The organism is Paenibacillus sp. AGC31 (assembly GCF_057334655.1).
Map to the genome: position 1 here is coordinate 192,256 of NZ_JBHFJH010000030.1, position 13,239 is coordinate 205,494.

The 13,239-nt window shown below is 45.8% G+C and carries 8 protein-coding genes; 6 read left to right on the forward strand and 2 right to left on the reverse strand.

Annotated features, from left to right (window positions below):
• Positions 1 to 15: 15 nt before the first annotated feature.
• The 4 genes from ACE04G_RS18095 to ACE04G_RS18110 all read left to right on the forward strand — a co-directional run bounded on the left by ACE04G_RS18095 (position 16) and on the right by ACE04G_RS18110 (position 6,055).
• Entirely contained in the window at positions 16 to 1,923 is a 1,908-nt protein-coding gene (locus ACE04G_RS18095) for a class I mannose-6-phosphate isomerase (RefSeq protein WP_449004666.1), read from the forward strand.
• Entirely contained in the window at positions 1,916 to 2,911 is a 996-nt protein-coding gene (locus tag ACE04G_RS18100) for an ROK family protein (RefSeq protein WP_449004665.1), read from the forward strand. Before ACE04G_RS18095 ends, ACE04G_RS18100 begins: the two co-directional genes overlap by 8 nt.
• Positions 2,912 to 2,913: 2 nt before the next feature.
• The gene (locus tag ACE04G_RS18105) at positions 2,914 to 5,430 is read left to right on the forward strand and encodes a glycoside hydrolase family 38 N-terminal domain-containing protein (RefSeq protein ID WP_486094564.1); all 2,517 of its coding nucleotides are present in this window, start codon (positions 2,914 to 2,916) and stop codon (positions 5,428 to 5,430) included.
• Positions 5,431 to 5,671: 241 nt separating this feature from the next.
• Entirely contained in the window at positions 5,672 to 6,055 is a 384-nt protein-coding gene (locus ACE04G_RS18110) for a nuclear transport factor 2 family protein (protein ID WP_449004663.1), read from the forward strand.
• Positions 6,056 to 6,447: 392 nt separating this feature from the next.
• Here the strand turns inward: ACE04G_RS18110 and ACE04G_RS18115 are convergent, their stop codons facing one another.
• Positions 6,448 to 7,713, reverse strand: a complete 1,266-nt coding sequence (locus ACE04G_RS18115; protein ID WP_449004662.1) for an IS110 family RNA-guided transposase — start codon at positions 7,711 to 7,713, stop codon at positions 6,448 to 6,450.
• A gap of 1,849 nt (positions 7,714 to 9,562) precedes the next feature.
• A complete protein-coding gene (locus ACE04G_RS18120) occupies positions 9,563 to 10,627 on the reverse strand; it encodes a GntR family transcriptional regulator (RefSeq protein ID WP_339176867.1) in 1,065 nt (354 codons plus the stop codon).
• Between the two features lie 262 nt (positions 10,628 to 10,889).
• On the opposite strand from ACE04G_RS18120, the gene ACE04G_RS18125 reads away from it, so the two are divergent.
• The gene (locus tag ACE04G_RS18125; RefSeq protein WP_237175749.1) at positions 10,890 to 12,227 is read left to right on the forward strand and encodes an ABC transporter substrate-binding protein; all 1,338 of its coding nucleotides are present in this window, start codon (positions 10,890 to 10,892) and stop codon (positions 12,225 to 12,227) included.
• 84 nt (positions 12,228 to 12,311) lie between these two features.
• Positions 12,312 to 13,208, forward strand: coding sequence for a carbohydrate ABC transporter permease (locus ACE04G_RS18130; RefSeq protein WP_221821455.1), 897 nt, complete (start codon positions 12,312 to 12,314; stop codon positions 13,206 to 13,208).
• Positions 13,209 to 13,239: the final 31 nt, after the last annotated feature.

Genomic DNA, 13,239 nt, shown 5'->3' on the forward strand with positions numbered 1-13,239 from the left:
GCTGGAGGTGCAGGCATGCCACGAATAACCCCCTTGACCTTTAACGCCGACCCCGTCAATTTCATCCGTCTTCGGCCAGATCACGAGACCAAGTCCGGGATCTGGAATGGGTATGAAGAATGGCTTGAGCAAATTTGGTCCGACGGTGCCCGGAGCGGTTTGCGTCCCGTTTATATGATCATTGACGGTACACACGGTGCCCCGTTCAGCGAATGTATGGAAAGGCTCCGGTCGCGCTGCCGCCGGGAGAACAGGGTTTTAATTGAAATAGACAGCACTGATTATTTGAAGCCTTCAGCAGATCTGCTGAAGCAGTTTCACCCTTATCTGACCGATAATCGTGCTTTTGGCGTTGTGGCATCGGACGTAACCGTTGAGGATTATTTCAGGCCAAACGCACAGGCGGCTTGGCTCAGCGATATGGAGTATCAGCTGCAGCTTTATGGTTACGCCGATAATGCAGAGCCCCACCTGCCAAATAGAGATCAGTCGGCCCCCATCGTTGTGACCTTCGGGCCCGGTGCCGGCTTCCTATCAACAGCAGCGGAGTCGGCTAACGTTTCTCTTTTTTGCGACTTATCCAGAGAGACTCAACAGAACCTGCACCGGCAGGGGATGGGTTCCCTGGGATTGGGGCCATGCGAGGATATGATCGAAACCTACAAACAGGCCTTGTTTTTGGAATGGCCCGTCTGGGAGACATATCGGAAACGCCGCTTATACAATTTTGACTACTATATGGATATGAACAATCGGGAACAGCCAGTTTTGGTCACCGTCTCCATGCTTCAACGACTTTTGGCTTCTGCAGCCAGACAGCCTTTTCGAGTAAAGCCGTTTTTTGCGCCGGGAATTTGGGGCGGACAATATTTGAAAGAGTTATGCGGCCTGCCCCGGGAATGGGATAACTGCGCTTGGGGTTTTGAACCTGTCGCGCCGGAAAATACCCTTTTAATTGGATATCGGGATTTTATATTGGAGCTTCCCTTTCCGCTTCTGCTATCCGCTCATCCGGTAGCAATTTTGGGAGAGCGCAATGTTCGACTGTTTGGCGACTATTTTCCAATCCGGTTTGATTATCTCGATACGATAGACGGGGATCATCTGTCTTTGCAGGTTCACCCAGAGCAGACTTACATCGAGCAGACCTTCAATGAAACGATGACGCAGCAGGAATCCTATTACATTATGGAGCAAAAGGAAGGCCCCCAACCTTTTGTGGCGCTGGGCTTCACCGAAGGAACAACCGGGGAGGAACTTATTCAGGCGGTTGAATCCGCACATGCCTCAGGAGAACCGCTGAAGGTCGATGAATATGTGAACATCTTGGATGCGAATAAGGGTGATCTGTTCCTGATCCCGCCGGGAGCTGTTCATTTTTTGAGTAAAAATAATCTGGTACTGGAGATCTCTTCGACAACCTGGTGGTTTACCTTCAAAATTTATGACCATTTGCGGCTCGATCGAGACGGGCGGCCGCGGCCGGTTAACAGCGATCATGCCAGACCGAACATACTGGAGCAATTTGACACCCATTATGTTCATAAACATTTGGTAGCCGTCCCAAAGGAATGCCGAATCCAGGGAGCCAGCAGCGAAGAGCTGCTGGGTGAGCGGGAGGATCTGCTTTTTCAGGTGAAAAGATTGAAGCTGGACGGAGAGTGGATCGACGATACGGGTGGAGAGTTTCTCATGTTTAACCTCGTAGAAGGCAACCGTGTGCGGCTTACTCCGCTTGATAACGAGGCAGCGGCCGTGGAGTGGGGGTACGCAGAAGCGTATATCGTTCCCGCTTCAGTCGGCGGTTTTCACCTTGAGTCTCTGGGCGACCTGCCGTGCACCCTGATTCGGGCACGGGTTTCACCAGGTTGGAACATCCCCCTGCTTCCTCATCACTGGAATCCGGTGAACGCGGATGAATAACGACGTCACCATCGCTATTGATGCTGGGGGAACTTTTTTGAAGGCTGGCGTTCTAAGAGGGGGGCATCTATTGCCCGAGCTCTATGTCACAAGGCCGTCGCACTCCGATGGCAGCCCCTACGAAATCACCGCTAATCTGGCAGCCGTGATTCAGGAACTTGCCGCTGCCTACGTCGCCTACATGGAGCGGGGTGATTCCGATAAAGAGACCGCGGAAGCGGCCAGCTTTCTCAACTTTCATATCGGCTTTGCTATCCCCGGTCCCTTTGAATACGAAACAGGCATTTCCCATATCCGGGGATTGAATAAATACGAGCAACTCTACGATCTGAATTTAAAAACGCTGCTGCGGCATAAATTAATGAAGCTTGCGACGGAAAGCACCTCTCCCGCATGGATTTCCCGGCTGGCTGCCGCAGATATTCGGTTTGGCAATGATGCTGCCTTGTTCGCCCTGGGAATCAGCAGGCTTTTTCCTCAAGAGAGGTTGCTGTGCCTTACGCTAGGAACGGGCCTCGGCTCGGCTTTTATTGAGAGCAGGTCAATTGTCAGTGGAAAATGGGGCATTCCCGACTCAGGCATGTTATATGCTGAGCGATTCAAGGGAGAAACCGCCGATGATCTGTTTGGAGCTCGAGGGATTCTGGCCTTGGCGGACCGCCTTGGTGCCAGAAGGGACGGAGAAGACGTGTACCGTCTGGCCATGGAGGCCAGACAGGGAGTCTCCTCCGCCATCCGTGTATGGCAGCTTTACGGACAGCTGCTCGGGGAAATGCTGCGTCCGTACGTGGCAGCGTTTCACCCCGCACGTCTGATCCTGGGCGGACAAATTGCCGGCACCCATGAATTGTTTGGTCGCGCACTTTCAGAAGCACTGTTGCCCGAGAAGGTTCCTTTGCATTATGAGAAACAAATGCAGGAGCATGTGTTTCATGGGATTTCCCAACTTGTAAGCGGTACCTATTCCACGAATGAAGGAGAAAAATAAATATGACGCTCGAACGACAAATCAAACAGGCAGTTCTCCCTACGCTTGATCGGAAATGGAAAATATACGTCATTCACCATTCCCATACCGACCTTGGTTATACTGATCGACAGGAAAAGATTGAGCAATATCATGTCGATTTTATCCGTCAGGCGCTGCATATTGTTAATGAGGCCCATAATGGAATAAAACCCGAATGGAAAGGATTCCGCTGGACCTGTGAGACATTCTGGGCTGTGGAACAATTTTTGAAGCAAGCCGGGGATGAGGAGAAAGCTGCATTTGCCGACGCCGTGCGGCGCGGTGATATTGAGTTATCCGGTACTTATCTGAATATGACCGAACTGCCCGACATGCCGTTGTTGAACAAAATACACGGCAAGGCACAGCGTTATGCCGACTCTATCGGTTACCAAATAGACAGCGCGATGACGGCGGATATCAACGGCTACAGTTGGGGATATGCCGACAGCCTGCTGGATAATGGGATCCGGCATTTATTCAGCTGTATACATACCCATCACGGTATGTATGCGCTGGGACGCAAGCAGTCTCCCTTCTGGTGGGAGGCCCCAAGCGGGGAACGCCTGCTGGTCTGGAATGGAGATCACTACATGCTTGGCAACGAACTTGGCTTATGCCCCGGTGCGCTTGGCAAATACATGATTCGTGATGAATTTGGCCACAGACGGATGGAGCCGGCACACATTCACGATCCAATCGCCAATACTCGCATCCACCGCTACTTGGCTCAGCTTGAGGCGGAGCGGTATCCGTATGATTTCGTACCGGTGATGCTGTCCGGGCTGCCTACGGATAACGGATCTCCCAACAGCGCAATCATAGAATGGATCGAGGCGTGGAATCGACGAAGCGGGGAGGTGGTCTCCGTGGAGATGATCACCTTGAGCGGTTTTTTTGCCCGGCTGAAGGAGGAAGGGACAGACGGACTGCCTGTTTATAAAGGAGATTGGCCCGACTGGTGGACGGACGGCGTTAGCTCCACGCCGATGCATACCCAGATTTATCGGGACGCGCAGCGTACGCTCCGTAAGGTGGAAAAGCTCGATCCTGAACAAAAAAGCGTCAGTCTCCAGGACATTGAGGCTGTGGAGCAGTCGCTTGCCCTCTATGCCGAGCACACCTGGGGTTATCATTCCTCTGTGTATGAACCTTGGCACAAAAATGTGCAGCTGCTTGAGGTTCGCAAGGCGGCACACGCCGCAGAGGCAAGCAGGCTTGCTTACCGAGCGCTGGATCAGGCGCTGCTGGCCGATAATGCTGCCACCTTGTACCCAGGGCGGCCTTACCGCTTCAAAGTCACGAACCTGTCGGAGCGGGAGGTAACCGAGTTGGTTCAGTTGAATCTCGAAGGATGGGAGCCGGATGAACTGTTGAACGGAGTAGAGGTGATCCGGGAGGACACGGGAGAAGTACTGATCCAGCAGTCAACTCACCCGCAGACGAGTATAGTGGAACTTAAGCTTCAAAGTATGGAGAATTGCATACTGATTCTGCGCCCGCTTCTGGTAGCGCAGCAGGATCAATCTTGCTTAACGTCAACCTCCAACTCCAAGCTGATCGGTGCCGATCAGGTGTACGATATGGAGGATATGTATTCGTTGACGCAGAGTAGCCTGCAAGCGCCAATCACCGTTTTTCAAAACGGGCTGGAGTCGCCTTTTATACACTTGACATGGTCGGAAGATCGAGGTGTTTTCTCGTGGATCGATAAGGAGACTGGCCGTGAACTGCTCAAGCCGGATGATTCGTATGGTGCTTTCACACCCATCTATGAGGTGACGAATCCGGCGAATCCGGCGGATGCTTCCCAGGTGTGGAGCATCCGTTCAAGAATGGGGCGCAACCGTAAAGGCCTGAACGTGGATCGTTCGGTTGGTCAGCTCGTCTCTGTCCGCGCAGTGGATAATGGACCGCTATTCGCTACGGTTGAGCTAGGCTATCAGCTAAAGGGCATCGCCTATTTCTCATTGTTCCTGCGGGTCTATGCTCGGCAAAACCGGTTGGATATTTCGGTACGTTTGCATAAAGAGAGCGTTTGGAATCCAGAAAACGTATATCTGGCTTTACCTTTCACCTCGGGAGGCACGGGGCCGGTTACCCTGTTTGCTGACAAGCCGGGAGGGTTGGTTCGCCCGTGGAAAGATCAGATTCCGGGAACCTGCCTGGATTATTCCTCTGTGCAGTCGGGCATTGCCTGGCAGGATAACGACCGCAGCCTACTGCTTGCTGTCCCGGACACGCCGCTTGTGCAATGGGGGACGCTGGATTACGGACTCCGAAAGGTACACACCCAGCAAGCGCCCGATGCTCAACCGGAAGCCTATTCCTGGCTGATGACGAATTACTGGGAAACGAATTTTAAAGCCACCTTGGGCGGCTTCTATGAATTCCAATATTCTATATCGGCCGGTGGCAGACTTTTGGCAGAAGATATGGCCGTAGCTCTGCAAGCGCTGAACGAACCGTTTGCAGTTGCCCGGGTCATCGAAAAATAAAATAAACCGATAGGCAAAAGCCCGGACTCATATTGAAGTGCACCCTTTAGAACAGACATTGAATAAACCCATGGTTTAACCAATGAAATTCTTGGGGTGCCTTTTTGTACTGCTATAAAGCGTTCCTGCCCAGCATACTAAAGGGCAGGTTAGTTGCAATATATGGTAATATTACATTGAGAATAAGTTGCCTAGGTAAACAAGGGTACCATCTTTTTTTGTAAAGGAGAGGAGTATGGTTATGGTTGGTAAAGAAATAAGGGACATAATTGAAAATTATCTTGAAGCATACAATTCATTTGAAATTGAAAGAATGGTCGGACTTTTACATAATGACATAATATTCAGGAATATTTCCAATGGAGAAACTACAACGGATACCAGAGGAATAACAGCATTTAGGGAGTTGGCAGAACAGTCGTCAACGATGTTCTCCAGCCGTCTCCAGACTATTACCAATTACTGTGTTATAAATGAAAAAGTAGAGGTAGGAATCGATTATGAAGGTATTCTTGCCGTGGATTTTCCTAATGGATTAAAGAGTGGGGATAAGCTGCAATTAAAAGGAAAGACAACATTTGAGATTAAGGAAGGAAAAATTTCTTTGATTGAAGATTACAGTTGAATACACCACACGTTTTTTAAGCTCCCTCGAAATGATTCAGTTTCCTCACTCAGACTCATGAATTCGCAGGATTTCACCCTGTGGTGAGTGTGAGAGATGAAGTTATGGAGGAACTTTTGGTTGGGGTTCATAGAAAAGGGCATGCGCAAACAAAGGTGAGGCATCCATCACCCATATTGTTCCATATATTGCACGTCTCCACTTCGCCCTAGCGATTTTCGCTCCCATGTCTCAACGGGTCAAAGCCCTATCATTCCTTCGTCACATCTAACTAAGGGGTGGAGGTCGGTCTTTCTAACGGAACGGGTCCGAGCCCTTTTGCGTAACGACTCCCGATACTCCGTGCTTCTTATCATCCTGCGAATGCATGAGCTGGTGAGGATCGACTGGTTTTATGCTGCTAGTGGAAAAACTTTGGTCGAATCGTAAGTTTCGCTGCTTTTAGCCAGAGCGACAAGCATACGCGCTACTTTACCGCACAATTTCATAATGGATTTCATCTTCTTTAGTTTCTTTTCCTCAACATTGTAGTGGTGTAAAGCCCGAACTTCCGGGTTGGTCATCACCATGCTCATCGTCATGAGATACAGAAAATGACGTAAGCGAGGTCGGCCCCGTTTGCTCAGCACCATCTTTCCTCGCCATTTCCCGGAACTAGCCTCAGCTAGATTCAAGCCGGCGTGACGTAATAGCGCATTACCATGTGAATAACCGCTTAGATCTCCAGCCTCACCGAGTATACCCGCTAGATTTGTTACGTGGATGCCTTGTATTTCAAGCAGGGTTTTTGCGTAAGGAATAGGTTCGAGAATAGTATGGAGCTCATGCTCAATCTGCTCAAGTTGTCGCTGAGCCAAGTCATATTCTTCAAGCAGCTGACCAAGATGAAGCTTGTAAGAACGGAGTGCTTGAGTCGTGCCCACACTGGATTTTGCAAGTGAAATAAGCAGCTCAGCGCGCTTCACTCCAGCATGGCGCTTCACATATTGCTTCCAACCAGCAAGAACTTGATCCGTAGTTAATTGACCAATCTCACTCGGTAACGGGAAGAGTCTGAGTGTGGCGATTGTACTGGTGCAGGTAAGGATCTTAAAAACCTGCCGCAACTCAGGAAAGACAATGTCTACCCAGCGATGAATCTGGTTGACGGTACTGTTGAGGCGCTTGGTAACTGTTCCTCGGTTAGCCATTAGAATACGTAGTTCTTCGTAAGTCTCGGAATGAAAACGAACAGGGGAGTAGTACCCATTTTTAATCATGTCCGCAATAACAAGCGCATCTTTGTGATCGCTTTTAGAGGGAGTATTATCTCGGTTTTCCTTGTTCTTTTTGACAAGATGAGGATTAACTAGAACAGCTTCTAAACCTTGATCGGAGAGCCAGCGTGCTAGGCTGAACCAGTAGTGACCGGTGGGTTCCATGCCAACCAAGATTTTGTTCAGTTGGTGGGTTTTAAGTAAGTCCTCAATCCAACGTTTGAAAAGCTCAAAGCCTTCACGATGATTCCCAAATTGGAGCGGATTCCCTAGAGCAATCCCACGAAAGCTGACGGCCCTGGCTACATGGGTCTCTTGAGCGATATCTACGCCGACCACTAAATGATGAACGGTAATGTTTTCAATGAGTTGATTTTGTTTGTCTTGTGCTTTAAACTTCATGATAGAGCGACCTCCAGATGGGCTTTTTGAGGCAATGACCTCGTGCGTAACCCCATCTTAACGAGGCGCTCTTTTTTATTCAAACTCCAAATATTCGTATTACAGGAATTCTAACGGGAAACGTTAGTTCAATATAACCAAGGAAGCAGCTGACCAACGTGATCGGCTGCTTTTGTTCAACTAACGGGTAGGTTGGTTCAACTGTAAATTATGAATGAAAAGGAGAAAGTAAACGGTAATCGGTACAAGTCCTGTCCTTTAACGGTACAAGTTCTTGCCCCCAAAACTGTTACTGCGTGAATTTCTCAATGTACCTCCCAAGATAAGAGATATGGCAATTAAAGATTTTTTTTCAGTTATGAAAAGTCATCTTACTTACATAAAGCTTGGAAATATATTTTAAGCAGTATACATGTCGAAGGACAAAAACATAGTCCAGTTGAAGTCGCTATTTTAGCGGCTTTTTTACTTTATCGGTACAAGTTCTTGTCCCGAGCAAAGGATTGTCGTAATAGACAAAAACATGTTCCCATTTCCGATTAGATAAATATCTAAGTGAGGCAGCGAGTCTTTTTTGAGCGATTAACAGACTACAGGAAGGATTATGATCAAGAGACCAGCTTCAACGCTAGGAGGTATTTCCACTGCAACTGTAATCTCATTTGAAATAGATAAAAAGCACTTTAGCAAAGACAAAGGGAAGAAGTTGAATGTGATTTTGGATCAAGGTAAGGGGAGATCAGAGTTGAAACGAATGCCGTTTGAATGCCCCACAGAGCACTAAGACGAACGTATTTCTAAAATTGAAGAACAAATTTGTGAGATGTTAAAACTTCGGAAGCAGCTTTCAAACAATAATTCTGGTTTCCCGCCATTTGAATATATCTCTAAATGGGCTGAACTTTTTGAACGTAACTTTTAGTATCGATTGGGATATGAATTTGTCAGAGGTATCCTCCATCTCTAAGCCTTACAACCATTTTGAATTACAAATTGGAGAACAATATGATTGCCGCATGATTCATGGTGGCAGCCACTCAGGTCATGCTTCATACAATTATGTAGTATCTCCGCCATTACCAGATAAAACTCTAGGACTTGAATTAACGTTATAGAATATAGTAAGCCATTAAGTGACAAGGAGACGGGGGCTAAGATTGTTTTTAGGCTGGAATAGTTTCAACAAGCGACACTTTGCTGATAGGGTTATCCGTTAAAGCGGGAGCGGCTGCTTGATAATCTCCGTGGCCAGCGTGTAACTTTGATGACATCATCTCAATTAGCACCATTGAGTATTACCGTTTTCAAAATAAAGAGCAGTTTTCTTATAAATGCACTTGCCCTAATCAACATGAACCTGCTAAACAAGATATAAAATCGATGATATCGTATACCCCACCAAAAGTTGCGATGCTAGTCAGAGTGCTCCAAGTGAGAAGCATTTCATGCTCCAAAAAACAGTCGAGGCATATTTGAGAAGATTGAATTTTTGATGCCGTTAATCTGAAGAGATCGACGTTTTTTTTGTTTTACTGTTGTCGGAGGGACAAGAACATGTTCCTAATGAAGTCGCTATTATAGCGGCTTTTTTTGTTTTTAGGAACCAAGTCTTGTCCCAAGCTGAGGACAAAAACATTGTGTCATTTCGGATTAGGTAATTATCTAAATAGTATTATGATGGAATCCTGTAGCGAGATAAAAGTTAAATGAATTGAATATTTTGCTTGAGTAAGTTTTTTTGTATCATGAACTAACTTTTCTAGGCAGACAATCATGAACAACATCGTCGGTAAAACCAAACAATATGCCCAGTTTATCTATCTATCGCCTGGCTACAACCTTTGTCGTGTCAAGGGAAGATGAGTTGCACGGGGATGACGGCGTTCTTAGGAGAATAAATATCTTCCATCTGTTCACATAACAGCTTGACGGCTGTTCGTGCCATTTCCTGTTCATCCTGCTGCACATAAGCTACGCCTGAAAGATGTGGATTATCGAAAGATAGTAAATCGATATTTGAGTGTTCGTTCAGAAGACTGATCGCGGCGGATGTAAGGCGTGCTGTTTCTTCAGTCAAGGAGAAGGCTGCCGAAATTCCACTGTGGTTCTGCAAGAAGTTGCTTACATAGTCCAATGCTTGCTCGCTGCGTAGAATGTCGAGAGGAATGTGACACCACAAGCGCTTGTCAATCGAGATGCCTTGATCTGTGTACGCCTGCTCGAAGCCGAGCGTGCGGTCCTCGACGGCTGTATTGGCATTTTCAGGTGAGATGAGCGCAATCTGCTGATGACTCTTGGATAGCAAATGGGACACAGCTTTATACGCACCGCCGTAATTGTCGGATGTAATGGTGTACGTCTCAATGTTGCGCAGATAGCGGTCGATGAACACACACGGGAATTTATCGAGCGACAGACGCAGTAATGATTCGTTGTACTTCTCATCTTCTGTTGGAAAAACGATCAGCCCCTTCACACCGAGCTCCGTTAGTGTACGAATGACGTTTGATTCGATAGAGGAGGACTCGCGCGTGATGCTTAGTACCATGCTGAGGCCGGCTTCTTGTAGGTAGTGTTCCGTGTAGTCAACGAGCTTCTGAATGACACGGGTTCTCATCGTCGGAATGATGAAGCCGATGAGCGGCATGGAGGACGCGCTGCATGGGGATGGCGAGAAATTGATGCTAGAAACAACAAGACTAGAAGAGACGAATGAGCCTTTGCCTTGTACGCGTATAATTAATCCCTCGTCAGCTAGTAGGGTTAGGGCGTTCCTGACGGTAATTTTACTTACTCTGAATTCGTCCATTAGTTCTTGCTCAGAAGGAATGCGATCCGTTGGCCGAAGCTGCCCTGATTTAATTTTCTGTATAATGTTTTCTCGAATTTGTTTGTAGAGCGCCAGCTTTTTCAAAGAGTAGCATCTCCCCATAAACTTTATGATTTTATAATCAATTGGTTATATAAAGCTTATTTCATATATATTATAATACGGCATGTAAAGCGCTTACAATATGGAATCTAAGAAATTGTTGCGAAGGGGTCTTTTCTTTGAAAGGTTAGAATTATGTTAAGGATGGTGGTGCCAAGGTGTATTGAAACCGCTTAAATTAACAGAACTAACTAGTCAGCCAACTTTTCAAATGCATAACAAAAAAAGAGAGGATGACGAACAAATGAAAAAACGCAGTGCTTTAATCTCCATCGTTACACTCCTTATTATGTCACTTGTTTTTACTGCATGTGGTAATCCTTCCGGTTCAAAAACGGAAACGCAGCAATTAGGCGCTAATGCCGGTGAGAATGCAACAGAATTATCATTTTGGACATTCGTAGATTTGCACGGCAAGCATTTGGATAAAATGCTGGGGTTATGGAACCAACAGAACCCAGACAAACAGATTAAGTTGAATGTAACGGTTATGCCTTACGATGATATGCACAACAAGCTCTTATTGGCAGTTACAAGCGGAAAAGGTGCTCCTGATATCGCGGATATTGAGCTTGGTAAATTTCCTAAATTCTTGGAAGGTGACAACGTTCCACTGGAATCTTTGAATGATGTATTTGCACCATACAAAGACGTTGTTGTTCCTTCACGTGTCGAGATTTATTCCAAAGCCGAACAGGTTTATGGATTCGATTATCACGTAGGTGCGACGCTTGCTTTCTACAATACTGAAATTCTCGAGCAAGCAGGTGTTGACTACAAGACAATCAAAACGTGGGAAGATTACAAACAAGCAGGTATCAAGGTTTATGAAAAGACTGGCAAGTACTTAGGTACTGCTGATACATCAGCTACATGGCAAGCATCGCTGCTACTAGCTCAGCAAAACGCTGATTTTACAGATGAAAATGGTAATCCAAAAGTTAACTCGCCTGAAATGATTAAAGCGTATGAAATGTTAGTCGATCTGCAGAAGAACAATGTTATTCACACGATCCCTGGCGGACAACCCGACACAGAAGAAGCAAAAGGCGAATACAACAAAGGCAACTACGCAAGTGCATTGATGCCTGAATGGTACATGTCCCGCTTTGTAAACGAAATGAAAGACCTTAAAGGTAAGTATGCAATAGCTCCATTGCCTGTATTTGAAGAAGGTAATCCTCGTTCCGTTGGCTTAGGCGGTACTGGCACAGTTGTTACTAAGAATGGTAAAGACGTTCAGTTGGCAAAAGAATTTGTAGCCTTTGCTAAGCTTTCGAAAGAAGCTACTACTGAAATCTGGAATACACTTGGATTTGACCCAATTAACATGGAAGTATGGAAAGATGATGCAGTTACGAAAAACCCTGATAATGAATACGTCCAATACTTTAAAACAAATGCATTTGATACTTTGAATGAAATCAAGGACGAAATTAGAGCGATTAAGTCCGTTAAAGCCTCACCAACCATCGGCAATATATTCAATACGGTAACTTTGAATGCTATCTTTGAAGATGGCCAAGACGTGAAGGAAGCTTTGGATGAAGCACAAGCAGCAATTGAACAAGAATTGAAATAAATATAATAAGTAAATGATTTGATTAGACCTGTCGGCAGGTATAGTAGTCGGCAGGTTTAACCTTAGTCAAGGGAGATTGAGAATATGATAAAGAAATTTGTATACTCTCAAAAAGTTGCGCCTTATGTTTTTGTATTGCCATTTATACTTATATTTTTGATATTCTGGTTTTTTCCACTTGTAAATTCATTCGTAATGAGCTTTCAAGATAGAATGTTAGGACAGGATCCTAAATGGATTGGTGAAGCGAATTATTCGAAATTACTTACTGATAAAGTGTTTTTGACATCTATTAAAAATAGCGTTGTGTACATGTTAGGAACCTTAGTGCTGTTAATTCCTTTTCCTATGTTATTCGCCGTTATGATAAACAGTAAGTTAATGAAGGGAAGAGAGTTTTTTAAATCTTCGTTCTTTCTCCCTGCATTGACTTCTGTCGCAGTTGCGGGTACCATTTTCCGCCTTACATTCGGTGAAATGGAAGGTTCATTAATGAATAGTTTCCTGGGTCTATTTGGTATAGAGCCTATTAAATTTTTGAAAGACGGAAATTGGAGTATGGCAGCACTATTAATCCTCGCATGTTGGAGATGGACAGGTGTTAATATGCTTTACTATCTATCCGGTTTGAAAAGCATTGACAATGAATATTATGAGGCTGCTTCAATTGACGGGGCATCTGCTTGGCAGAAGTTTAGAACGATCACAATGCCATTATTGAAGCCGACCACGGTATATGTTACGACAATTAGTGTTTATGCAGGTTTAGCCATGTTTACCGAGAGCCTGATGATGTTTAACGGTAACAATTCACCCAAAAATATTGGCTTAACCATTGTTGGATACCTGTATAGACAAGGGATTGAGCAGAATAAGCTGGGTTACGCAGCTGCAGTTGGTATCATTCTGTTAGTCATTGCTATGGTTATCAATTTAACGCAGTTGAAATTTAGTGGAATGTTCAAAAAGGAGGAGGATTAAAGTGGGCAGAAGTCAGACGAGGAGTGATTTC